The 24,184-nt window shown below is 47.8% G+C and carries 28 protein-coding genes; 15 read left to right on the forward strand and 13 right to left on the reverse strand.

Annotated features, from left to right (window positions below):
* Positions 1-10 precede the first annotated feature (10 nt).
* On the reverse strand, positions 11-175 hold the full coding sequence (locus IEX60_RS07730) for an AraC family transcriptional regulator (RefSeq protein ID WP_229717472.1): 165 nt from the start codon (positions 173-175) through the stop codon (positions 11-13).
* Here IEX60_RS07730 and IEX60_RS07735 point away from each other — a divergent pair.
* Genes IEX60_RS07735 through IEX60_RS07745 form a run of 3 tightly spaced genes read left to right on the forward strand, consistent with a single transcriptional unit; the run spans position 144 to position 1,548 of the window.
* Positions 144-401: a glycoside hydrolase family 95-like protein gene (locus IEX60_RS07735; protein WP_373285031.1), complete on the forward strand. Its 258-nt coding sequence runs from the start codon at positions 144-146 to the stop codon at positions 399-401. The genes IEX60_RS07730 and IEX60_RS07735 overlap by 32 nt on opposite strands.
* Positions 402-459: 58 nt before the next feature.
* Entirely contained in the window at positions 460-834 is a 375-nt protein-coding gene (locus IEX60_RS07740) for a hypothetical protein (RefSeq protein WP_188749163.1), read from the forward strand.
* Positions 835-867: 33 nt separating this feature from the next.
* Positions 868-1,548, forward strand: coding sequence for an LEA/WHy family protein (locus tag IEX60_RS07745; RefSeq protein ID WP_188749165.1), 681 nt, complete (start codon positions 868-870; stop codon positions 1,546-1,548).
* 1 nt (position 1,549) lies between these two features.
* Here IEX60_RS07745 and rfbB read toward each other — a convergent pair whose 3' ends face one another.
* The 4 genes from rfbB to IEX60_RS07765 are packed head-to-tail and all read right to left on the reverse strand — an operon-like array spanning position 1,550 to position 5,211.
* On the reverse strand, positions 1,550-2,599 hold the full coding sequence (gene rfbB / locus IEX60_RS07750; RefSeq protein ID WP_188749167.1) for a dTDP-glucose 4,6-dehydratase: 1,050 nt from the start codon (positions 2,597-2,599) through the stop codon (positions 1,550-1,552).
* A gap of 7 nt (positions 2,600-2,606) precedes the next feature.
* Positions 2,607-3,188 carry a hypothetical protein gene (locus tag IEX60_RS07755; protein ID WP_188749169.1) on the reverse strand — a complete coding sequence of 194 codons (582 nt, stop codon included), beginning with the start codon at positions 3,186-3,188 and terminating at the stop codon, positions 2,607-2,609.
* 11 nt (positions 3,189-3,199) lie between these two features.
* A complete protein-coding gene (gene galE / locus IEX60_RS07760; RefSeq protein WP_188749171.1) occupies positions 3,200-4,228 on the reverse strand; it encodes a UDP-glucose 4-epimerase GalE in 1,029 nt (342 codons plus the stop codon).
* Positions 4,228-5,211: a UDP-glucuronic acid decarboxylase family protein gene (locus tag IEX60_RS07765; protein ID WP_188749174.1), complete on the reverse strand. Its 984-nt coding sequence runs from the start codon at positions 5,209-5,211 to the stop codon at positions 4,228-4,230. Before IEX60_RS07765 ends, galE begins: the two co-directional genes overlap by 1 nt.
* A 165-nt stretch (positions 5,212-5,376) precedes the next feature.
* On the opposite strand from IEX60_RS07765, the gene IEX60_RS07770 reads away from it, so the two are divergent.
* Positions 5,377-6,585 carry a 3-deoxy-D-manno-octulosonic acid transferase gene (locus IEX60_RS07770; protein WP_308420737.1) on the forward strand — a complete coding sequence of 403 codons (1,209 nt, stop codon included), beginning with the start codon at positions 5,377-5,379 and terminating at the stop codon, positions 6,583-6,585.
* Here the strand turns inward: IEX60_RS07770 and hemW are convergent.
* Complete coding sequence (gene hemW, locus IEX60_RS07775; protein ID WP_188749177.1) at positions 6,541-7,671, reverse strand: radical SAM family heme chaperone HemW; 1,131 nt, start codon at positions 7,669-7,671, stop codon at positions 6,541-6,543. The two genes, IEX60_RS07770 and hemW, sit on opposite strands and share 45 nt — an antisense overlap.
* 53 nt (positions 7,672-7,724) lie before the next feature.
* On the opposite strand from hemW, the gene IEX60_RS07780 reads away from it, so the two are divergent.
* The 3 genes from IEX60_RS07780 to IEX60_RS07790 are packed head-to-tail and all read left to right on the forward strand — an operon-like array spanning position 7,725 to position 10,326.
* Positions 7,725-7,892 (forward strand): hypothetical protein, encoded by a 168-nt coding sequence (locus IEX60_RS07780; protein WP_188749179.1) that lies wholly within the window; start codon positions 7,725-7,727, stop codon positions 7,890-7,892.
* Positions 7,893-7,940: 48 nt separating this feature from the next.
* On the forward strand, positions 7,941-8,918 hold the full coding sequence (locus tag IEX60_RS07785; RefSeq protein WP_188749181.1) for a sugar phosphate isomerase/epimerase family protein: 978 nt from the start codon (positions 7,941-7,943) through the stop codon (positions 8,916-8,918).
* A 52-nt stretch (positions 8,919-8,970) separates the two neighbouring features.
* Positions 8,971-10,326, forward strand: a complete 1,356-nt coding sequence (locus tag IEX60_RS07790; RefSeq protein WP_188749183.1) for a TrpB-like pyridoxal phosphate-dependent enzyme — start codon at positions 8,971-8,973, stop codon at positions 10,324-10,326.
* A gap of 80 nt (positions 10,327-10,406) precedes the next feature.
* Here the strand turns inward: IEX60_RS07790 and IEX60_RS07795 are convergent, their stop codons facing one another.
* On the reverse strand, positions 10,407-10,865 hold the full coding sequence (locus IEX60_RS07795; RefSeq protein ID WP_188749186.1) for a lipocalin family protein: 459 nt from the start codon (positions 10,863-10,865) through the stop codon (positions 10,407-10,409).
* A gap of 294 nt (positions 10,866-11,159) precedes the next feature.
* Here IEX60_RS07795 and IEX60_RS07800 point away from each other — a divergent pair, with 294 nt between their 5' ends.
* Positions 11,160-11,633, forward strand: coding sequence for a hypothetical protein (locus tag IEX60_RS07800; RefSeq protein WP_188749188.1), 474 nt, complete (start codon positions 11,160-11,162; stop codon positions 11,631-11,633).
* Between the two features lie 33 nt (positions 11,634-11,666).
* Here the strand turns inward: IEX60_RS07800 and IEX60_RS07805 are convergent, their stop codons facing one another.
* The 3 genes from IEX60_RS07805 to IEX60_RS07815 form a co-directional block, all read right to left on the reverse strand.
* A complete protein-coding gene (locus IEX60_RS07805; RefSeq protein WP_188749190.1) occupies positions 11,667-12,395 on the reverse strand; it encodes a LytR/AlgR family response regulator transcription factor in 729 nt (242 codons plus the stop codon).
* A 178-nt stretch (positions 12,396-12,573) separates the two neighbouring features.
* Entirely contained in the window at positions 12,574-13,722 is a 1,149-nt protein-coding gene (locus tag IEX60_RS07810) for a sensor histidine kinase (RefSeq protein WP_188749192.1), read from the reverse strand.
* 145 nt (positions 13,723-13,867) lie between these two features.
* Positions 13,868-14,263 (reverse strand): c-type cytochrome, encoded by a 396-nt coding sequence (locus IEX60_RS07815; protein WP_188749195.1) that lies wholly within the window; start codon positions 14,261-14,263, stop codon positions 13,868-13,870.
* 161 nt (positions 14,264-14,424) lie between these two features.
* On the opposite strand from IEX60_RS07815, the gene IEX60_RS07820 reads away from it, so the two are divergent.
* From IEX60_RS07820 to IEX60_RS07850, 7 genes are all read left to right on the forward strand, one after another.
* Positions 14,425-14,781, forward strand: a complete 357-nt coding sequence (locus IEX60_RS07820; protein ID WP_188749197.1) for a DUF4180 domain-containing protein — start codon at positions 14,425-14,427, stop codon at positions 14,779-14,781.
* Between the two features lie 168 nt (positions 14,782-14,949).
* Positions 14,950-15,540 (forward strand): RNA polymerase sigma factor, encoded by a 591-nt coding sequence (locus tag IEX60_RS07825; protein ID WP_188749199.1) that lies wholly within the window; start codon positions 14,950-14,952, stop codon positions 15,538-15,540.
* 74 nt (positions 15,541-15,614) lie between these two features.
* Entirely contained in the window at positions 15,615-16,571 is a 957-nt protein-coding gene (locus IEX60_RS07830; RefSeq protein ID WP_188749201.1) for a FecR family protein, read from the forward strand.
* Positions 16,572-16,583: 12 nt separating this feature from the next.
* On the forward strand, positions 16,584-19,262 hold the full coding sequence (locus IEX60_RS07835; protein ID WP_188749203.1) for a TonB-dependent receptor: 2,679 nt from the start codon (positions 16,584-16,586) through the stop codon (positions 19,260-19,262).
* A gap of 18 nt (positions 19,263-19,280) precedes the next feature.
* The gene (locus IEX60_RS07840; protein WP_188749205.1) at positions 19,281-20,192 is read left to right on the forward strand and encodes a DUF4249 domain-containing protein; all 912 of its coding nucleotides are present in this window, start codon (positions 19,281-19,283) and stop codon (positions 20,190-20,192) included.
* A 112-nt stretch (positions 20,193-20,304) separates the two neighbouring features.
* Positions 20,305-20,610 (forward strand): nucleotidyltransferase family protein, encoded by a 306-nt coding sequence (locus IEX60_RS07845; protein ID WP_188749207.1) that lies wholly within the window; start codon positions 20,305-20,307, stop codon positions 20,608-20,610.
* Positions 20,588-20,935: a HepT-like ribonuclease domain-containing protein gene (locus IEX60_RS07850; RefSeq protein WP_188749209.1), complete on the forward strand. Its 348-nt coding sequence runs from the start codon at positions 20,588-20,590 to the stop codon at positions 20,933-20,935. Before IEX60_RS07845 ends, IEX60_RS07850 begins: the two co-directional genes overlap by 23 nt.
* A gap of 68 nt (positions 20,936-21,003) precedes the next feature.
* Here the strand turns inward: IEX60_RS07850 and IEX60_RS24815 are convergent, their stop codons facing one another.
* From IEX60_RS24815 to IEX60_RS07865, 3 genes are all read right to left on the reverse strand, one after another.
* Positions 21,004-21,579, reverse strand: a complete 576-nt coding sequence (locus IEX60_RS24815; protein WP_229717480.1) for a hypothetical protein — start codon at positions 21,577-21,579, stop codon at positions 21,004-21,006.
* A complete protein-coding gene (locus tag IEX60_RS07860) occupies positions 21,509-22,411 on the reverse strand; it encodes a lysophospholipid acyltransferase family protein (RefSeq protein ID WP_188749211.1) in 903 nt (300 codons plus the stop codon). The genes IEX60_RS24815 and IEX60_RS07860 overlap by 71 nt, the downstream gene beginning before the upstream one ends.
* 208 nt (positions 22,412-22,619) lie before the next feature.
* On the reverse strand, positions 22,620-24,179 hold the full coding sequence (locus IEX60_RS07865) for a hypothetical protein (RefSeq protein ID WP_188749213.1): 1,560 nt from the start codon (positions 24,177-24,179) through the stop codon (positions 22,620-22,622).
* Positions 24,180-24,184 lie beyond the last annotated feature (5 nt).

A 24,184-nucleotide genomic window follows, 5' to 3' on the forward strand; every position in this document is an offset into this window, starting at 1 on the left:
GTTTGTAAAATTAGAGTTTATGAACTTTCCGGTATTGTGAAGGCGACATACCCATTAACTTGGTAAAGAGCCGGGAAAAATAAAAGGAGTCGTCAATACCGAGAAGCACAGCGATCTCTTTCACCGTTTTATCGCCCTTCCAGATCGATGGAAACTTCGGTGGTACAGCAGGCATTGCCGAGATGCTTTTGCAAAGCCATGCCGGATTCATCCATCTTTTGCCGGCGTTGCCGGATGCCTGGGCAACCGGCGAAGTAAAGGGCCTTAAAGCCCGTGGCAACTATACGGTGGATATCAAATGGAAAGACGGAAAAGTAATTGATTACCAAATACATTCACAGAAAAACAATCCGATTAAGGTGTTGGTGAATGGAACGATGACAGGCTATAACGGCAGGTAAGACCCCTACCTTTGGCATAACCTTTGCCCTTTTCACTGTGTAACAAAACTAGGAAGTTATGAAGAATACAGTGAAAATGATTGGAACATTCGTGTTGGTTTCATTGATGTTTATGGTTTCTTGTGATAAGGACACGGATCCTTCGGAAACGGATTTATTTGTTGGAACGTATGAAGGAGACATTTCGTTCAACGATGGAGAAGAGACGATTATCGACGAGGATGGCCGCGTGACGGTCGCAAAAGCGGGCGATACGTATTCCTTTATTTTTGGAAGCGGAATTCCAGATATCACCGGGGTCAAATTCGAGAAAGATGGTAATACCTATGTGGGTATAGGCGAAGGGTTTACGGGCATCCGGATCACAGCAAGTTCCCTGAATATACTTGTTACGAATGACCGGGGTACATGGACGGCGGATTGCAGCAGGTAGTAATTTTTTCTTACCTTGCGCCGGTTATAATGTATGCAAACTGTGACAAAACGTAAACAACCCCGGACAAATCGGATGAATTTATGGACACTAACCAAGAATCTTGTCCTCGCTGTCAGCGCGGCATTCTTGGTTAGTTCCTGTACATTTGACAAACAGGCTAAGGCACTTCGGGCGCTTGAAAAATGCCGTTATGAATATGTTTCTGCCGACAGTGTTTTCCTGGCGGGTACAGATGTGAATAAACTCATTGCCAACGGCCGAGTAGATGTAAGCCAGCTTCCCGGCATCGCAATGGGTTTCCTGAGCCGTGATATCCCGCTTTCAGGTGTGCTGAATGTACGCATTACGAATCCAACAAGCAATCTTGCCGGAATTCAGCAATTTGCCTATAAAGTGGAGGTTGAAAAAAGAGAGATACTAGATGGCATTTCAGATCTACCCATTGAGGTACCTCCGGGAGAGACCGTAACGGTCCCCATCCGGCTGCGCACCAATGTCTACAAATTCCTTTCGGACCGCGAGACCCTTAACAAATTGGTAACGTTTATCCAAAGCGCACGGAATGGTGTGACAGACGAAAAGGTCAATCTCACCTTCAAGATCAAGCCCACGCTGGCCCTGGGAAATAAAGCAATCAACTACCCCGGATACATTGATATCAACAAAGAAGTCGATGCTGAGTTCTTGGTAAAGCAGGGAATTTTCCGGTAGCTCAATTGCCGTACTGCTCTTCATAGTACTGTTGATAGTGCCCTGAAGTCACATCCTGCAACCACGCTTCATTGGACAGGTACCAATCCACGGTTTTCTCCAATCCTTCTTCAAATTGTAGACTGGGTTCCCAACCGAGTTCGTACTTCAGTTTCGTGGCGTCGATTGCGTAGCGGAGGTCATGTCCTGCCCTATCTTTTACAAAGGTGATCAATTTGGCCGATTCTCCTTCGCCACGGCCAAGCTTGCGGTCCATGATACGACACAGCAGCCGGATAAGGTCAATGTTTTTCCACTCATTATGCCCGCCGATGTTATACGTCTCACCAGAAGCCGCTTTGTGAAAAATGACATCGATTGCGCGTGCGTGGTCTTCTACCCACAACCAGTCGCGCACATTTTCTCCTTTGCCATATACCGGAACGGGCCGATTGTTTTTAATGTTGTTGATGGCAAGTGGAATAAGCTTCTCCGGAAAATGATGGGAGCCGTAATTGTTCGAGCAATTGGAAATCACCACATCCAGTCCATAGGTATCGTGGTAAGCACGTACGAAATGATCTGACGAAGCTTTGGACGCAGAGTATGGTGAATGTGGATCATACTTGGTTTCCTCGGTAAACATGCCCGAATCGCCCAGTGCACCATACACTTCATCCGTAGACACGTGGTAAAAACGATGTGTATCATAACGGCCTTCCCAATGTTTCCGTGCGGCGTTCAGCAGGTTTACCGTGCCCACCACATTTGTAAGCACAAACTCAATGGGATTGCTGATTGACCGGTCCACGTGCGATTCTGCAGCGAGGTGAATCACTGCATCCGGTTGTTCGGCCGCAAATAGCCCATCGATGAAGGCGGCATCTGTAATATCTCCTTTAACAAAACGGTAATTCGGACTGTTTTCGATATCTCTCAGATTGGCCAGATTACCCGCGTAGGTAAGTTTATCCAGATTGACAATCTGATAATCCGAATACGTCGTTACAAACCTGCGGACAACATGCGAGCCGATAAATCCGGCTCCGCCGGTAATGATGATCTTCTTCATAGTATAATTATACCTCTTTTGGCAATCCCAACTCCTCTATATAGGGCTTTATACCCGACCGATGCGCGAAGGCCAATGTTTCATTCAATTCCTCCCGGAATTCAAACTGCAGGTCTTCATGCAATTTTTCATATTTCCCGAGAATGTGTTTTATTCTTCCTGCCTGATATTTCAGTAACCGATCGTTCCTGCCGTATAAATGCGGCTCGAATAGCCGGTCAAAATGAGTAAAACTTTGTGACACTAAAAATAAACGCAACTGCAGTTCACTCATCTTATCTTTGGTAATGGCGACGTGTTCATTTACCAAACCGCTGCCAAATTTTAATGCCTTCATCAACTCGTCGGCATGGCCCCGTTGGTTTTCATTCGGTATATGCTCAGTGATTTGATTAACCAACCGAACCAATTGCCGGTGAACGGTTTCAATCCGCTCTTCTAAATCCGATTCATCTTCCAGTAACTGAAAATGTAGTTGCTTCATCAACATCCGGTCTTTACTGATCAACCGTACCAAAAGCTTATCTTTTTCCTGCTGAGGAAGTCCGAGAATCGCCTTTTTCAGCTCCGGTTGCTGATGGAGTGACATAAAATACCCGACTATGCCAGTGGATGATCTTTCAAATACTGTTCCCATTTCCACGCCGAGCGCATCATTTCGTCAATGCCCAGTTCGGCCTTCCAACCCAATTCCTGAGACGATTTGGAAACATCACCCCATACCTGCTCCACGTCTCCGGCCCGGCGAGGGCCGATCTGATAGTTCAGTTTTACTCCCGTAGACGCCTCAAAAGCTTTAATGACTTCCAGTACCGAGTTACCCTTCCCCGTACCGATATTGAATACATCGTAATTTCCCTTTGGGTTTCCCTTCTCCAATAAGCGAATAGCGGCAACGTGTGCTTTTGCCAGATCCACCACATGGATGTAATCCCGGATGGCCGAACCATCGGGTGTATTGTAATCATCGCCGAAGACCGTAATTGGCCCCCGTTTACCGATGGCGCTCTGCGTGATAAATGGCACCAAGTTTTGCGGAACACCCAAAGGCAACTCACCAATGAGTGCACTTTCATGAGCTCCAACCGGATTAAAGTAACGGAGAGACACGATGTGATAATTATCAAAAGCGGCTGCAGTTTCAGCGAGAATCTCCTCGGCAATCTGCTTGGTATTTCCATAAGGAGATTCCGCCTTCTTTACAGGTGCTGTTTCAGTGACGGGCAGTTGATCCGGCTGGCCGTATACCGTACAACTGGACGAGAACACAAAATTTACAGGTTTTCCCGCATAGGCGTTGAGCAGGTTGATCAACGAGAAGAAATTATTATGATAGTACTTAAGAGGCTGCTGAACCGATTCTCCCACGGCTTTGTAGGCTGCAAAGTGAATAATACCCGTAATGTCAGGATGTTCGGCAACGAACTGGTTAACTTTTTCATCGTCACACAAGTCGAAGTTATGGAATTCAGGCTTGATGCCCGTTATTTTTTTCAGCTGATCCAGTACACCCGCATTGGAATTTACCAGGTTATCCACGATGACCGGTGTGTAACCTGCCCGCAGCAATTCGACGACGGTATGAGAACCGATGTAACCCGTTCCGCCTGTTACTAATATTTTGCTCATTATTTTTTGTTATAATAGGTAAAATCTTTGTGTTTTATTTCTTGATCGGGTAATGATTTGAAATACTCGTAGGTAATACGCAATCCTTCTGCCCGGCCTATTCTGGGTTCCCACTCCAGCAATTCCCTCGCTTTGGTAATATCCGGCCTGCGCTGTTTTGGATCATCTACCGGCAGCTCCTTATACACCATTTTCTGCGTAGTTCCTGTCAGCTTAATAATTTCTTCTCCGAATTGCTTGATGGTAATCTCATCCGGGTTACCGATGTTAACCGGATAGGGATAATCACTGAGCAACAGCCGATAAATCCCTTCTACCTGATCATCCACGTAGCAGAAGGAGCGGGTTTGCGAACCATCGCCAAAGACGGTCAGGTCTTCGCCGCGCAGGGCTTGACCGATAAATGCAGGTAACACCCGGCCATCGTTGAGCCGCATCCTTGGCCCGTAGGTGTTAAAAATACGCACGATACGGGTTTCGAGACCATGAAAGGTATGATAGGCCATGGTAATGGCTTCCTGAAAGCGCTTGGCCTCGTCGTACACTCCCCTTGGTCCTACGGGATTTACGTTACCCCAGTACTCTTCCGGTTGGGGGCTGACGGTAGGATCTCCGTATACTTCCGAAGTCGAAGCCACCAAGATACGGGCTCCTTTGGCCCGGGCCAAACCCAACAAATGATGGGTACCCAACGACCCCACCTTCAACGTCTGGATCGGAATTTTCAGGTAATCAATGGGACTGGCGGGAGACGCAAAATGAAGAATGTAATCCAATTGCCCCGGCACGTGAACGAACGTTGACACGTCGTGTTTGTAAAATTCGAAGTTTTCTAACTTGAATAAGTGTTCGATATTTCGGAGGTCACCCGTAATGAGATTGTCCATGCCAATCACATGATAATCCTCTTTTATAAAACGGTCGCATAAGTGGGATCCCAGAAATCCGGCAGCACCGGTGATGAGTATACGTTTTCTCGACATAATTTGTGCGGTGTAGAATTAACCTGATAATTTACTTAATATACAACACGAATGAGGTTGCATACAAAAATTTATCTAAGTTTGGCGCGAAGATAAGGATTTATAATCAAGATGTGGATACTCTATCTCGCTGGAATCAAAATATATGGACTATTAATTTATATTTTGTCACCTTTTAACGACAAAGCAAAAAAGTGGTCCCGTGGACGGCGCGGATTATTATCACGCATCGCCCGTGAAGTGGATCCGGATTCCCAAAGTATTTGGTTTCATTTCGCATCATTGGGCGAATTTGAGCAAGGACGGCCCGTGCTGGAAGGCATCCGGTTACACCGCCCCAATACTTCCATTGTGGTCACTTTCTATTCGCCTTCGGGATACGAAATACGAAAGAACACACCGCTTGCAGATCATGTGTTTTACCTACCTGAGGATACTCCGGCCAACGCGAAGGCACTGATCCGTTTGATTAACCCTTCGTTGGCTATATTTACGAAATACGAATATTGGCCTTTTTACTTCCGCACCCTTGCCTCCCATCACATTCCCCTTTACCTTATATCCGCTATTTTCAGGCCGGATCAGGTTTTTTTTAAACCTTATGGCGGTTTTTTTCGTAAAACTCTCACCTACGTAACCTATTTTTTCACGCAAAACCAGGATAGCCTTAACTTGTTGGCCAGGTTAGGACTCACGAACGCAAGCCTTGCCGGCGATACGCGTTTCGATCGGGTATCTACCCTCCCCGAAAGCCGGAAACACATACCCGAAATTGAGTTATTTGCGAAGGAAGCACCCGTATTGGTTGCTGGCAGCACATGGCCGGCAGATGAAGCATTGCTAGTAAATTTACATATACGGTTTCCCGACTGGAAAATCATCATCGCGCCCCATGAAATCCACGAGGAGCACCTTCGTTCCATCGAAAAATTGTTTCCCGATGCCGTGCGCTTTTCCAAGCGAAGTAAACCGATCACCCATCACCCATCTCCCGCAACCGTGCTCCTCATCGACAACATTGGTATGCTTTCGTCACTCTACGCGTATGGTCAAATCGCTTACATAGGCGGCGGTTTCGGGGCGGGCATACACAACACTTTGGAGGCCGCTGCTTATGGCATCCCTGTGATCTTCGGACCGAACTATCGGAAATTCCAGGAAGCAAAAGACCTGTTGGCCAACGGCGGTGGGTTCAGCGTACAGAGCACCGATGAGTTAATTGCTGTTTTCGACAATTTAAGTGCGGATGCGTCGCACCGCCAACACGCGGGACAAACCGCTGGCCGATATGTACGGGAGCATGCGGGTGCAACGGCAGTCATCTTACACTTACTCGTCGAAAAAGAGCTCGGAAGCAATACGATCGGCGAGTAACTTTCCCCGATGGGTCAGGGTAGCAATCTGGCCGACGAGTGATACCGCTCCCTCCGAAACAAACGGTTGCAGCCCCAAACGGAGCTTCTCACTATAAGCCGTATCGAATTGTCTTTCTACATATGCCAAATCCATCCCCCAAACTGTCCGAAGTGAGGTCATAATGTATTCGTTGAGCCGATCCAATTCGGTAAGCTCTTCGCGTTCATAAGGGATAACACCACGCTGGACCGCCTGAATATACCGGGCGTTGTTACGCACATTCCACTGCCGGGAGTGTCCATCAAATGAATGCGCAGAAGGACCGATGCCCAGGTAAGGAACCCCCTTCCAATAGTTGCTGTTATGGCGGGCATAATGGCCCCGCCTGGCAAAATTGGAGATTTCGTATTGCTCATACCCCGCAGCGGCAAGCCGTTCCATCAACTGCTCAAACTGGGCAGCACTCTGGTTCTCATCCATGGGAGATTGTTTGCCCTTGCGGATAAAAGCAGCCAACGCGGTTTGCGGTTCAATGGTCATGCCATAGGCCGATACATGGGGAATTCCAAAATCCAGTAGTTGATCGATATTCTGTTGCCATTTTTGATCCGTAAGTAACGGATATCCATAAATCAGATCGGCGGTAATGTTTTGGTATCCACTATCCTGAACGCGTTGAATCGCTTCTGCTGCCTCGATGGCATTGTGGGCACGGTTCATCCAACGCAAGTCTTCTTCAAAGAAGGACTGGATACCGATACTGAACCGGTTAATCGCAGTATGCCTCATTGCAGCCACCTTTTGCCCACTCAGGTCATCGGGATTCGCTTCAATGGTAATTTCAGCGTCCGGTTGGACATCAAAATAATGGGCAACCGTATCGACGAGCCACGATAGCTCATCCGCTTCCAGCAAAGACGGTGTACCTCCACCGAAATAAATGCTTTCAATCCGGCTGTCCGTTAGGTAGTGTGACTGCAGCGCTACCTCCTGTTCCATGGCGCGCAGCATCTCGTCCCGATACTTCAGGGAAGTACTGAAGTGAAAATCACAATAGTGACAAGCCTGTTTGCAAAACGGAATGTGAAAATAAATGCCGGCCATGCCACAAAGATAAAACCTACTTTTAAAAAAATGGCGTATATTAGTCTACCCTTATGAACTGTATGAACCCCGTGGTCCGGATCCTATCTTTCTTGTTTGTCACTGCGATCCTATCCGGATGTTCAGGAGGGGATTCCAACGAGGAATGGTATGCCTTTGCCGGAATCCATGAAGCGGTGCGCTACCCAATTGACACCTGTTTGCGCTGGACTCCCGTATAGGTCTTTACTTTTCCCAGATCAAATTATCTAACTAAACATATGATAACCATGAAAAATAGCCAAGTATCAAGAAGACGGTTTCTAAACATTGCTGCAATAACAGCAGCCGGCATTGCCGTCTCGAAAAAAGTCACCTTTGGAATGCCTGCTTATATCAGAGATTTGAAAAAACCCCATTCGGTATTCAAAGGGGTACAGATCGGCGTCATTACTTATTCGTTCCGCAGCATGCCTAGCAGTGCCGAACAATTGCTTCAATATTGTTGCGAATGCGGCGTCAGTGCGGTAGAACTGATGGGCGATGCTGCCGAAGCATTTGCAGGCGCCCCGGTAGCACCCCCACGCCCGCAACGGGGCAGTACAGAAGGACAGGGAGCCTGGAAGGCACACCTGCAAGCCTTGGCAGATTGGCGGCAAAAAGTGCCCATGACCCGGTTTGAGCAACTCCGGAAACTGTATAACGATGCAGGAGTCAGCATATATGCCTACAAACCCAGCGCATTGGGAGCCAATAACACCGATGCGGAAATTGCCTATGCATTCCGTGCAGCCAAAGCCTTAGGTGCCAACCAAGCGAATGTAGAATTCCCGACCGATCCGGCGCAGACCAAACGCCTGGGCGAATTGGCCGCCAAACACAAAGTCTATGTGGGTTATCACGGACATACGCAACAAACATTCAGCATGTGGGACGGAGCCATCGCCCAATCCCCCTATAACGCCATAAATTTCGATATGGGTCATTATGTAGCAGCAGGATTCGATGCCATTGAATTTATAAAAGCCAAACATACACACATTGTGAGTATGCATGTCAAAGACCGGAAAACCAAGGAAAACGGCGGTGCCAATTTGCCTTGGGGCCAGGGAGACACCCCGATAGCGGAAGCGTTGCAACTAATGGCCAAATCGCACGTTAAATTTCCAGCAACCATTGAACTGGAATACCAGGTTCCAGAAGGGTCTGATGCAGTGAAAGAGGTAGCTAAATGCGTAGAATTTGCCAGAAAGGCATTGGGAGCTTAAAAAAATTCGTAGCTTAGCCAAGCACACCTTAAACGACAAATGTATAAACCGTATGGAGAAAAAAATCCTTTTAACCGAAAGGGACATGCCCACGCAATGGTATAACATTGTGGCCGACATGCCCAACAAACCCTTACCCCCATTACATCCGGCTACCAAACAACCGGTAGGGCCTGATGATCTCGCTCCGCTTTTTCCGATGGCGCTTATCCAGCAGGAGGTTTCAGCCGAACGTTACATCGACATTCCCGAAGAGGTACAGCAAGCGTACCGCATCTGGCGCCCTACTCCGCTCATTAGGGCTACCCAACTCGAAAAAGCACTCAATACCGATTGCAAAATCTATTATAAATACGAAGGCACTAGCCCGAGTGGCTCACATAAGCCCAATACGGCGATCCCGCAGGCTTACTATAATAAACAGGAGGGCGTTAAGCGTATCATTACCGAAACCGGAGCCGGCCAATGGGGTACAGCACTCAGTTTCGCATGCAGCCATTTCGGTATGGATTGCGAAGTGTACATGGTGCGTATCAGTTTTGACCAAAAGCCCTACCGAAAAATCCTGATGAACACATTCGGAGCAAAAGTATACGCTTCGCCCACCAATGGCACACAGGCAGGGAGAAATGCCCTTGCGGCCGACCCCAACACTCCCGGAAGCCTGGGACTGGCTATCTCCGAGGCCATTGAAGTGGCGGTGGGTGATGAACAAACCAAATATGCTTTGGGTTCGGTGTTAAACCATGTGCTGCTCCACCAAACCATTATCGGCCAGGAAGCTAAAAAACAGCTGGAATACACCGGTGATTATCCCGACGTCGTTATCGCTCCATTGGGTGGAGGTTCAAATTTTGCGGGGCTTTCTTTTCCTTTTGTGAAAGACAAAATAGAAGGCAAGTCTGTCCGCTGCATTGCCGTTGAGCCTGCCTCATGTCCCAAGTTGACCAAAGGTAAATTTATGTATGATTTCGGTGATACCCAAGGGTATACCCCCTTATTGCCCATGTATACATTGGGACATACGTTCACTCCCGCAGCCATCCATGCAGGCGGACTCCGCTACCACGGGGCCAGTGTATTATGCAGCCAGTTGTTAAAAGACGGACTCATCGAGGCACAAGCCATCCAGCAACTGGAGTGTTTCGAGGCCGGGGTACTGTTTGCGAAGGCCGAAGGAATTGTGCCCGCACCCGAGGCCAATCACGGTATTGCCCAGGTAATCCGGGAAGTGAATAAAGCCCGGGAAGCGGGAACGTCAAAGACCATCCTTTTCAACCTCTGCGGACACGGTTTTGTGGATATGGCGGCTTATCAGGACTATTTTGAGGGTAAGCTGCAGGACCATTCGTTCACCGATGAGGAACTGACCGCGGAAATCGGCAAATTGGAGGCACTGCAACCGTAGTCAGGAGTTGGCGATAGGCAAGCTGTCTAAACCGGGTTGCCCTCATCCTGCTCTGAAGGCAACCCGGTTTGGATGGGCTTTTAACTTCTTTTAAAGGTGATGGTCACACTAAAAACCGTCCCATCCCCGGTCTGGGTGGATTGCTTAAGCCGGAGCTGCTGGTCATTCGCTTCCAACACTTCCACCACAGACGGCTCTTCGCCCCGTTCGGAGATAGTCAATTGCTTGCTGCTGCTATCATACGACCAAGTACCGGATACGTATTCCTGGGCATCGTCTTCGTCGCAGCGCAGGTTTCCTTCGTTCACCACAATACTTCCATCGCTTTTAAAAAGGGTGATGTCATCCAGCCTACAGGGCTCCGAAAATGCCATCATATCGCTATCCGCATGCCCATCGCCATCCAAATCGATAGCTGGTGTAAGTTCCATGCGCTGTACAGTCCATTTTTTACCGGCGAAAGCCGTTGACGTGTCTCCCCCTTCGTCTGCCCCATTCTTTTTACAGGCACTGGCTCCGGCCAATAAAACGACTGACATCAGTAGATAAATTTTTTTCAATTGCTTGTTCATTTTCATTACATTATGATACCTAATTCTATTAATTACGCTACCAACGGCGCGTTGGATGGACACAAAACTCCCCCTGAAAAATTTCCTTCACAACTATAACTGCCGACAGCGCTATTTTACGTTGAGAGAACGCCTTGTGCACGGCGAGGTGTGCTGGTCTATGGTTTACAGCCATCCATCTACCAAAACACCCGGTTTGACATCGCCTAAGACAAATGGCAAATCCTTCATTTATTTTTCGCCTATCAAATCGCTCTCGTCATGTTCACATTCATCTTAAATTGTTTGGAATTCCTCATTTTGTCGGGTTATTTTGTCATTGCCGCGCAAGGTGTCTTTTATCACCTGGCCCTTGGGAGGGTATTCATGAAAATTCCGACTGCTGGTTTTCTTGAGCTTAGACAGGCTACGGATCGGTATATCCGCCGACCGTTGAAAGTATTTTACGTAAGTATGCCGCTGTTGATGCTGACCGGGATTGTGCTAGGCATCGGATACCTATCGTTAACGGCCAGTTTGTGTATGGGCATCGCGTTGCTTTTACTGCTGCTGGATATCCGGCTTATTCTCAGGAGCAGTGAACCCATCAATCAGTTGGTAAATCAGCTGACAGACTTGCCTAATGTTGAGGGAGGAAATAATTTGCAACACGCATGGGTGCAAACTATGCTCCGCCGTGGCTATTTTAATGGGATGGGCTTCCTGTCACTGATCGTTGGGCAGGTGTTCGGCTAAACCTAGTATGTGGGAAGACCGGCCGGGCATCGATCAGGTTGTAGGGCTGAAAAAGCGACGCTGGCACGCTGCTTTGTAATACCGACCGATTGGCAGTTCCTTCCCATTGATTTCCACGGAGTAGCTGTGATAGCTTTCTACCTTATCCAGCGATACAATAAACGATCGGTGTATCCGGACAAACTGGCTTTCAGGCAGCAAATCATCGAGCAGCCTGATTTTCTGTTTTGAGATGAGTACCTTTTCTTTCAGCACCACTTTGATGTAATCTTTAAGGCTTTCAATCCAATAAATATCATTTACATTGACCTTCATCATCTTCCGGTCTACCCGCAGGTAAAGGTAACTTTCGGAAGATCTTCCGGAAAGGACTGGGTCCGACTGATGGATAATCGACTGCTGTAACTTAAATTGGTCAAATACTTTATCCATAGCCTTCAGGAAACGGTCGAAGGGTATCGGCTTCAGCAAATAGTCGACTGCATTGAGATCAAAGCCTTCAACCGCATAATCTTGAAAGGCCGTTGTGAAAATCACCTTGGGGGGATTTTTCAAGCTGCGGAGCAGTTCTGTCCCACTTAGTCCCGGCATTTTCACATCCAGAAACATCAAATCAACTTTACTCTTTTGAAGCAGTTGAAATGCCTGTATCGCATTTGCACAGGTAGCTGTCACCGAGATTTCCGGAAAATTTGCCAAATAGCCTTCAATCACCTCGATGGCAAACGGTTCATCGTCAACAATAAGGGTTTTTATTTTCATCTCAATAATTTGTTCTTTAAAGGGCGATGAAGCTTGCATAAATTGTTCATGTCCATTTTGTATACGCAATTTATGCAGGTTTCATTAGAATAATTTGCTTTTTTAAGGCTATGAAGCTTGCATAAATTGTTCATGTCCATTCTATATATGCAATTTATGCAGGTTTCATTAGAATAATTTATTCATATTTTTGAGCTAACTCAGGCTGGTATTCACCCGTTGACAGCGGAAAATCCGCTTCCGCCTGCCGATCCAATTTGATTTCGACGATCACTGCAAAAACATCTTCCTCCTCGTCGTAAATACGCAGTTGATGTTCATTCGGATAAACGAGTTGCAACCTTTTCCGTATGTTAGCCAAACCGATATTCCCTTTGGGAACCATCGGTTTGGAAGGTACACTTTTCGGTTTGGCATTTGAAATTTTGAACGAAAGATGCGTTCCGGTCACAACAAGTTGCATATTGATCCACCTCGATTCTACGGTCTCCTGCACACCGTGCTTGAATGCGTTTTCGACCAAAGGAAGGAGCAAAAGTGGTGCAATTTCCTGGTTTTCCACTACGCCTGTAATCCCTAGGTGGATATCCAGATCAGCGTCACTCCGTAATCTTTCCAACGAAATGTACTGCTCGATGATATCAAGTTCCTTACTCAATTTAACTGTTGGCGTATCACATTCATACAGAATATACCGGAGAATCTGGGAGAGCCCGATCACCACCGAAGGTGCCTGTGGGGAGCGGTTCAGGGTAAGTGCATACAGACTATTGAGCGTATTGAACAAAAAATGCGGGTGAATCTGACTCTTGAGGAAATTCAGCTCGGCTTCCACGGCGGCCTCCCTCCGCTCCCAATACAATTTAAATAACCGGATTGCAATGGCAAACCAAACCACCATATTCGTTTGTTCCGCAGCATTCATAAAGGCGGAAAAACGGATCAACTGACCCCAGACACTTCCCTGAATCTTATCCCAAACGATCGACTGGTTAAGCTTATTCAAAAACTGGTATACATATGGATCTGCATAAAAAATTTCAACGAGGCGGAACAAGAGGATTGCGGTAAGTCCACATAACAGGGCCGAAAAAACGAAGCTCTTGTATTTTCTTTTCAGCAATGTCCGTGGGATGACCCAATAGCCTACGGCATAAAAGTACACCACCTGAATCATCCAGAAGTAGATGCTGAAGTGCAAGGATGCCCAGAAGCTTTTGATGTAGATGCTGTAAAGGACGGTCATCATCAATAAAGCGACCATCCAGAAAACGACGTGCTGCGCTATCCGATTAGCAAAGAAAAACCGAAGTGCCCGTTTCCACATGATTCATCAAAGATAATGAACGGCAGCATGTGTTTACATCATGAACAGACGATTTGTAGACAGACGACCTTATTTCGTCGATACACAACCGCGTATGGGCGGGCACAAAAGCGATCGTTCAATAGCGATCGCAGCAGGTCTGCGGTTATATTGATTTCGGATGCTTCTGCCCGTTATGACAGGTGACGCATGTGACCGTCATTGCGTTTCCTTCCTTACTGTGGTTCTTGAAATACTTCTTGTTGATTTTTGCGGTCATCCGTAACATTTTGCGGGCGATGTCTTTGTGGTGGTTTTCATCACTTGCAAAGTCCAGCTTCTTGGGATCCGCACTGCTCGGAACGTGACAAAAGTCGCATTTCACACCTAACGCCGCATTAAATCCCTTCATCACCTCCCGGACTTCCTGAAAAGTCATATTTTTGGGGAGAACCTTTAGATTTTGGGGGGTAGGATCTTGCGATTGGGGTACAAAGGCACTGAAAACACCTACAAAAGACAGGAGCAAAGCGGCAACCGTTAATTTCTTGACATTGTTCATCTGGCACAATTTTAGGATTACCCATGCAAGTTATTCAACTTGCGGAAAAAGTATCAACAAAATCTGCTATTTGGAATAGCTATAAATCCAAACTTGACCGTCATGCAGGAAATTGTATATTCGCTCAGGATTATGAATAAAACGGAAGCAGGAGGCACTAAATGACCATTGAAACACATCAAATCAACCACAAAGCCATTGCTGAAGTAATTTCAGATGCATATCTGATAAAAACGGCCGAGGATGCATTGGATTTACTGGGTAATCTGTACTATCAGGGTTTTGACGGAGCCATTCTTCACGAACAGAACCTTACACCCAACTTCTTCGACCTGAAAAACGGGCTAGCCGGTGAGATCCTGCAAAAATTCTCCAATTATCGATTCCGGCTTGCGATTGTCGGGGATTTTACCCCATATACGGGCAAAAGCATCCGGGATTTTATTCGCGAAAGCAACCGTATCGGACACATCAGCTTTTCGAATTCGATAGCTGAAGCGCTGGCAAAATTTGAGTAACCCCTATTACGCATCCTCCCATTTTACAAAGGCAGCATCTAAACTCCACCACCGTGCCACCGAGACCAAACACTTGTGTAATTGATTGCTGATATTGTGCGGATACGACCCATATGTACGGTGGAGTATGTCTCATATTTCCTAATTTAGCCGCCAAATTAGAAAGCTGTGTCGCAACGGTCATTATGGGATAAGGTAAGCAAGGGAGATCAACATGCCTTTACAAAGTGCTTTGACCAATATTGGGAGGCACTTTACCATGCTGCCTTTTGGCGTGTATGCGACGAAGAGCTTGCCAAAGATCTGGTACAGGACGTATTTATTACTTTGTGGGATAAGCGATCGGACATCGTCATAAACGATAGCCTGATCGGGTACCTGCACCGGATGCTCCGCAACCGGATTATCAACCACTTCAAAGTAGAAGGTATCCGCCAAAACCATCATCAAGGTTCGTCCTATACCAGCCAGGCAGATGTACCGACACCCGAAACCGAAACGTTATGGAAGGAATCCATTCAGCGATATAAAGCCGCAATAGCTAACCTACCTGAAAAAATGCGGGAAATCTTTCTGCTACGCCACGAGGAGGGATCAGCAATTTCCGAGGTAGCCGAACGCTTGGGCATCACTACCCAAACGGTCAAAAATCAATATACCGCTGCCATGAAACGTATCAAGCATGAACTGCTGACACCAGAAGGAGGGCAAAGCAATCCGCCCTCTTCGGGATTACTGGCCATCGCCATTTTTTTCTGACTGCTCTAGTACTTCGTAGCACGAGCGTTGTCAAGCTATAAAATCCCTCAGGAGATTTACTTAGCAAAACAACGATGGATGAACAAAAAATAGCGGAATTACTACGGCTGCAACGGGAACTTACCACCGAAGAAAAAGAGGTGCTGCGAGAATGGTATGATCAATTTCCCGAATACCATTACCTAACATTTGACAGCTCATCACATAAACAACGCATCGCGCAGGAAATACGCAGCCAGGTTTTCGCGCAGCTACCGATGTGCCCGCGGCAGTTGTGGCCGCTTGTCTTGCGTATCGCCTCGGTGGTTATAGCCGCCGTCGTTTTGGGCTGGTGGTTGTGGCCCCTAACACGTAAACACACACCGGACAACATCCGTTGGGTGGAAATCCATGCAGACAGCGGGGGAAAAAACAGATTTGTCAATCTTCCCGACGGTTCCAATGTAACCCTGTTCCCCGGCTCTACCCTAAAATACCGTAAGCCATTTATCCGTGAGAGACGCCTCATAAACGTTAGCGGATTAGCCTACTTCGAAATAGCGCCCGATCGTGAACATCCATTTACCGTAGATACGGAAGAAGGTATCTCGACTACTGTGATTGGCACCACATTCACCATCAAAGCATTCGCTGAGGATGGAGCGGTACAGGTGGGCTTGCTTTCCGGCAAGGTACGGGTTGACAAAAAGGGTGACGTGATCGATATACTCAATCCCAACGAACAGCTGACTGTAAGCACAAAAGACAACGCTGTGCACAAACAGCCCCTGGACAGCAGTCCGAATACCGAATGGCTTTCGGGAACGCTCGTTTTGCGTGAGGCTCCGCTGTCGGAAGTTGCTGCCGTTATCCAGCATCTATACGATCTAGAATGCTCCTTTGATCAATTAGCTACCGCCGATATGCGCTTCAACCTGCAAATACCAATGGACGCACCGGTTGCAGAATTAATGGAAACGATTTCACTTATATCAGACCTCGATTGCCGTATCCATAAAAACACGGTGTTTTTCGAGCTAAAGACCCTTTAACACCTACGTATTATGTCCTTACTTCCGTTCAAAACCGTTATTTTAGTTAGTTTCCTATCCCTTGTTATGGCGCTACCTGCTAACGCCCAGCGTGTTGATCATGATCCGTTTATAACTTGTACAATCACGAAGGGTAACCTAGCTAACGCCATACAGACGCTGGGCAAAGCAGCCAATGTGCAGATCATCTTTGAACGTAGCCTCCTTGACCACTACCAGGTTACCGACCAAACGTTTACCGGAACGCACCTTTCCGTAGCCATCCGGCAACTCCTTGCCTCTACCCAACTGCAACTGGTCATTCGGGACGGTAAACTCCTCATCGGCCCAAAACCCAGCAAGGTAGGCAGTCAATCGGGCGTAATCAGTGCCACACTCAGTGGGTATGTAGCAGATGCTTCCAGCGGTGAACGGCTGGTGGGTGTGACCATTGACATACGGGGCGTTGCTACCACAACCAATAACTACGGTTATTTTAGCATCACCGTTCCTGCGGGCGATACCGAAATCCGTATTTCCATGATGGGGTATCAGACGTTGACGGAAACACTGGCTCTGCAACAAAACATCCATCGCACGTTCGCGATGGATCGAAAAGCCATCGTACTGGACGATATTGAAGTCACCGCCTCCACCTCTCCTTCGATCCAGCAGCGGACACAAATGGGAAATATCAACCTTTCGGTTGAGCAAATCCAATCGGCTCCGCGCTTCATGGGTGAGGCAGATGTGTTGAAGACCGTCCAGCTATTGCCGGGTATTCAGCAAGGGTCGGAAGGAACTTCGGCGTTACTTGTGCGGGGTGGGTCGCCCGATCAGAACATGTTCCTGCTTGATGGCACGCCGCTTTACAACCCTTCCCACTTGTTGGGAGTATTTTCTACGTTCAATACCAGCACACTCAAAAATGTAGATCTGTATAAAGGTGCTTTTCCCGCAAGATTCGGGGGCAGACTCTCCTCCGTGCTGGATATCACGACCAAAGACGGCAACCTCAACGAACTGCATGGAGATTTCTCGATCGGCTCGATGGCCTCCCAGTTTACGTTGGAAGGACCACTGAAAAAGGGGAAAACTTCTTTTGTCTTGTCAGGAAGGCGAACGTATGCCGATCTCGTGGTACGTCCCTTCATGGGAAAATTCGAAGAAGACGTAGACAAATTCGCGGTGTTTTTCCATGATATTAACGTAAAACTGCACCATAAATTTTCCGATGATGATCGCCTGTTCTTCTCGGTCTATTCCGGTCGCGACTATTTCCGTGCACGCACCGACTACCAAAGCAACCATGGTCCCGAGGGATGGTACACCCGTTCGCAAGATGATTTTCGCATCGGGTGGGGTAATCATACCGGCACCATCCGTTGGAACCACATATTCGGCCCCAAGTTATTTGCCAATGTATCGTTGATGGGTTCACAATACCGTTTCAATACCGCTGCGGCCAGCGAAACCACTGATCCGGATAACCGATCTACCTCTGACAATGAGCTTATCTCAGGTATCCGCGATTTCGGAGGCAAAATTGACTTTGATTACCGGCCCCATCCCGCCCATGCTGTCAAGGCCGGAGTGGGCATCATCAACCATCGTTTCACCCCCGGGTCGAGCAGTCTATCCTACGATACAGGAAGGTCTGGTGCTCCGGTGAATGTAAGCCTTTCTACGGTCCTGCATGGCAACGAGATCAATGTCTATGCGGAAGATGAATGGCAGCTGTCCCCGAGGGCAAGCGTCAACCTGGGCCTGCATGGCAGCCTATTTGCAACCGCTGGCAAAACATATGGGTACGTCCAACCCCGGATCAGTGGACGGGTCATGCTTCCCGGTGATGTGGCATTCAAGGTGGGGTATGCGCAAATGGCCCAATACCTGCATCTGTTGTCCAACAACACGATATCGCTACCCACTGATCTGTGGGTTCCCGCAACAAGCCGGGTAAAACCCCAGTTGGCCCAGCAGCTATCGGCAGGTTTCGCCCGCAGCATTGCTCACAATACGGTCGAGCTTTCGGTGGAAGGCTATTATAAGAATATGGATAACGTTATTGAGTATAAAGAAGGGGAACTGTATTTTGCAACGGCAGGTAGAGACTGGGAACATAAAGTTACATCCGGCAACGGACGGGCCTTTGGCGTGGAGTTTTTTGCCCACAAGAAGGTAGGCCGGCTCAACGGGTGGGCGGGTTATACGTGGGCAAAGACAGACCGCAAAATTGAGGGAGTTAATTTTGACCGGCGTTTTCCCTATAAATACGACCGCAGGCACGAATTCAAGGCATTGGCCATCTATAAACTTTCAAAAGGCATTCACATCAGCGGCAGTTGGGTATACCAATCGGCCACGCCGTTTACCCTTGTGCTGGGCGAATACGAGGGCATAAGCGACCCCATACCGTATGGGTATGGTACAGGGGCAGCGGGCAATAAACGTGTCCCGTTGGTCAACTCGCGTAATAACATCCGGCTGGAAGATTATCATCGGTTAGACATCAGCATCGACTTTGTCAAGATAAAACGCAACGGCAACCAGCGTATCTGGAATTTCAGTGTATACAATGTATACAACCGTCAAAATCCCTTTACTTACTATCCCGACGGTGGGATTGCCGGCGGCGGCCAATATCAGGAGCTTACGCGCGTAACCCTACTCCCCATCTTACCCAGTATCAGTTACATCCTCAAATTTTAATGTACCAGTATGATTTTTATGAAAAAACAATGCATTCTTTATACACTTGTTTTTGTTCTATGTGGATCGATCAGTGGATGCACGGATACCATCGATTTCTATCAGGAAGATCGACAATCGGCCATCGTACTGAACAGCCTGCTCAATACCGACAGCATCGTTTACGCCCGGATGACGTGGATGAACAAACCGGGAGCAATGTACGACTATTGGACCTTTAATGAAATCAAGGATGCCGAAGTCTCGCTGTATGAAAACGGGGATTTCGTTGAGCGCCTTGCGCCTGTAACCATCGGCGACAGCCTCTATAATTCTCACTATTACAAAAGCACCCACTCTGTGCGTCAGGGACAAACCTATCGGTTGGTTGCCACCCTGCCAGATGGGCAACGGGTATCAGCGGAGGGATGGATACCCGCCCAGCCTTCCTTTTCGATCGGAAAGGCTAAATGGATACCTTCACCTTCGAATCCGGGACGCGATGAGACCCAAGTCGATTTAAAGCTGAATGATCCCCCCGGTGAGCGCAACTATTACCGTATCCGGATATTCACTTTTTTTGAAGGTTATGTCGAACGTCGGTTTCAACACTTCACCTGGATCGGCCCCGGTAAGCAGGAAGCCAACTTCTTTGAGGATGAATTCCATCAACAGGTGTTTATTGACGACGAACTGTTTGATGGGCAATCCGTCGAACTGATCCTGCGCTGCGAAAACATGCTTTTTGAAAACGACCGGATCGAAGTGACGGCCCTTACGCAGGAATCTTACCGCTATCTCCGCAACAATGCCTTTGCAAACGAATCAGTCGATAATATCCTTACCGAACCGATCCCGGTGTATACCAACGTGACTGACGGGCTGGGATTTGTCGGCGGTGTGGCTGTACGTGAGCAAAACATTGAAGTGGATAGAACGGGTGCTCCTTAAAACCGGATGCGAAAATCTGGTTTTCAAGTGACCTACTCAGGACATTAAAATTCCTCTATTGCAAATGCAATAAAAATATCGTATCATTGTCATGAAGGCTAATGGGTTGCACATGAAACTCAGTAAAAAGGACATAAACACGATCAGAAAGTATTTTTCCCGAATACCGGTAAATAAGGCTTATTTATTCGGTTCATTTGCAAGAAATCAAGCGGATGAAAGCAGCGATGTGGATATCTTGGTTGAACTTGACTATCGACAACCCATCGGCCTCCGCTTTTTTACCTTCCAGGATGAATTATCAACACTTTTGAATCGAGGAGTTGATTTAGTGACCGAAGATGGTCTCTCAAAGTATGTTCGGCCATTCGTTGAAAATGACAAAGTCCTTATCTATGAAAGGCCAGCTCGGCGATAAAGTTAGGATTCAACATGTTTTAGATGCTATTGGTGAAGTCGAATCCTATCTTAAAGGGGTGGAATACGAGGCGTTTATCCAAAACTCTGAAAAACGGTTTGCCACGATTAAGCAAATTGAGATCATCGGAGAAGCTTGTAACGCAATAAGCCAAAAAATAAAAGATACAAACAGCGGAATTCCCTGGAAAGCGATTAAAGGATTCCGTAACATATCTATTCACGAATATTTCGGCGTCAACCTACGAATCATTTGGGATATCGCTCAGTACGACTTGCCCCCGATGAAAGAACAACTTCAAAACATACTTAAAACGTTGATTTAATTCAAAGTATTTTCTTATACGACTCGCTACTAACTCTTTCAGATCTAGGAGGAGGAAGGGCCGAAGCCTTAAAACCGGATGCGAAAATCCTCCTTGGCCTGCCCTTCGTGGAAAAATACCATGCCCAGGTGGAACAAATCGACGGTTACCGTCACGTCTGGTCGCTTTTGAAGGGTACGCCAAAATTTTCTCATCTGTTTGCCACGGTAAATACCGATCAGTACCAATACGCTACCCGTGTGAAGCTGTGACCAAAGCTGCCGCAGTTGGGATGTTAGCCGGTCTACATCATTCCCGTTGACGATGACCAAGTCCAACGGATAGGTGGGTAACGGTTCGCCTATCCGATATACCGTATCGGGAGTAAACCTGGCAATTAGCCGGGCTATCAGCCGTTCTACTTTACCAAGGGGTTCTTGACTCCTTCGGGGTGCGTAAATTACTTCATCCACTAGCTTATACACGAAAGGCGAATGTGTACCATGACGCGAATGGGACGTCAGGAAATGCAGGATGTAATCAACGTAAAACCGAGGGCTGCGCATCGGATCAAAGATACGGGAAACTGTCTGTTTATTTCCATCTCCGATGCGACCAAAGCCAATACGCCGGTTCCTTCCGAATGGTTTCTTGCAATCGCTCACCGAAGCACCGGGTTATCTCGCCTTTGGCTGTTTCGTTAGGTTTATCTGTTATTAATGAAAAATGCACATCCCATCCGGCTTCCCCATTTCTTTCCAGCTCGATATAGAAAACCACTGCATCGATTGCTTTGGCTAATTTTTCAGCTCCATCAAATAAGGCGGTCGGCTGATTCAGCAATTCCATAGGAAGGCCCCGATTGCGCCCCGGAAACTGATCGGCAATAAACAGACTGAGGGAAGCATCGTCTTTCGCTTTCATCAATTGGCGTACGGCCTTTTCTGCCGGAATCAACTGCATCCCAAACCGGGAACGGGTGTACATTACGAAGCGACCTACCGATTTGTTTGACAAGGGTTTGTACAGGGCTTTTACCGGTATGGACAGTTTACTGGGTAAGATACTCAGACTCTCCCAGTTGCCGTAATGTCCAAGCAATGCTACCATGGGTTTTGCCTTACACTGATACTGTTCCAGTAAATCTGCATCCACAATACGGACACGACCGGCCAGTTCTCGCCTACTGACGGAAAATGATTTAATAATTTCAACTACAAGACAGGAAAAATGCCGATAAAAGTCTTTTGCCAAGGCATGGATTTCTGCATAGGGCTTTTCTGGAAACGAACGCGAAAGATTTTGGACAACCACCTGATAGCGGTAACGGGCAAACGAATAAATAAAGAAATAGCAGCATCGCCCAATGGTGGCCGACAATAGGGGCTGAGGCAACCTACTGAGGAGAAACACAGGAAAGAGCATAGCCCCGCAAATAGCCCTTTCCCATACGGCGGGCCATCGCTCCCTGATCCTAGTGCGGCCATTCATAGTCATGGTCGCAAGTTGTATGCAATTCGGTTAGTGCAGTTCTCAGTAAATAGAGACATCCCAGCAAGGCGATAATAGCGACAAGTCCTCCAGCGCAGGTAACAAGGATAATCCAGTTTTCCATAACCTCATACATTTGAACGATTGGTGTTTATGGAAAGACAACTTCCAACGGTTATACCCTTACGCCAGGCGCAACAAACGCAAAGAACATTTACCACCGATAGGCTATACCACCCATAATGCCCATCTGGAAGGTGCGGTTGGATTCAAAAAGGTAATTGATCGTCGGCCCGGCGAAGACTTCCCAATGCGGGCTGAGACGAAGGTGGGGAAGTAAACGGAAAGAAGCTTGTTGTTCCGGGATGGCTTTAAAATCCGGACTGATCCTGTTAGCCAATTCCACATCCAGTCCGAACCGGGTCGTCTGCCAAATATGTGCGCCGATCCCCGCTTCAAAAACATACCTCGTCGGCTTGTCATTCAACTGGTACCCAACACCCAGTAGGCCATACAACACCCGTCCGCCCGAGCGGAAGGTCAGTTGGACAGCTCCCGAGTCATCCAGCCCGGCCGCAAGGCTCTTTCTGCCATTTTTGACCAAGTTCACCAATCCGATCGGATAGTCACTGCTATCTGCCACGTTGACCAGTCCCGATAGCTGAACACCCTTTACTTTTTCTGCAACATTGACAACCCCGGCCAGCTGGATGCCTTTTATTTGGCCTGCAACATTGAAAAGACCCGTCAATTGAGCGCCGTTGACGTTTCCTGCGCGGTTGTTTACTCCCGCTACCTGAACACCCGAAACATTGCGCACCACGATGTTGGAAATTCCCGCGGCCTGTACCCCCTGCATATCATTCCCTACCAAATTGAACAGGCCGGCAGCCTGAAAATAACGGGCCTGTTGCTGGTTGATGTTGAACACCCCACCCACCTCGACGCCGTTTACGCCTGCGGTGTGCCCTCCGAGGACATTCAGCGAAACCTGATTGACCACCTGACTGTTAAATAATCCCTGCGAACTCAATCCCGGGGTCAGCGAAATCTGGTAAGGACTATACGCAAAAAAGCCACCCAGATTGATGCGCTGAATACGTTGTCGTGAACTGGTAAAAAACCGTCCCAACGCCGTGCCATCCAATCCGCCCCCGCTGCCGTCATCCGGAGCAAACCAATACCGTCTTTTGTTTTGCCTGGTGTTAACCTGTACAGGTGGCAGTAAGGCAAGGGTTGTATCGCGGTAATTTTCTTTGCTGATGGTCAGCCACAGCGTTTCCTCAGGCCGTTTGATGGTTAATCTAAAATTACCCGTAGGTCCAGACAATGTAGAAGCCAAGACGTTGCGCTCGTATATACTGGCCAGATACACGCCTTTCCTGTGATCCGCATCCGTGATCTGCCCCTCCACCACCATGGGGCCGTGCCGACGCTTTTCAACATTAACGGCAACAGCCATTCTGCGGGGTGCGTACCGGATGACGACGTATCCCGGGCTTTCCTTAAATTCATAGGCAGGACCAAACGTGCCAGTCAAAAAATCAAGTAGCTTGCCCTCGTACCGTGAAACGGTAATCACGCTATCCGCGGGTACCACCTGGTTGTTGTAGGAAAAATAAAAATTCTGCGATTTGCTGATGGCATCCAGTACGTCCCGGATCGACTGAGCAGCCGTGAAACGCAGGTGGACATCCCGCACCAGGTATCCTTGTCCCCTGACGGAGACAGCTAACAGAAACGAAAAGCAAATCAATGGTATCCGGACATTCATAGTTT

Origin of the sequence: Parapedobacter defluvii, from assembly GCF_014642075.1 — a bacterium.
In the GTDB taxonomy this organism is placed as follows: Bacteria; Bacteroidota; Bacteroidia; order Sphingobacteriales; family Sphingobacteriaceae; genus Parapedobacter; species Parapedobacter defluvii.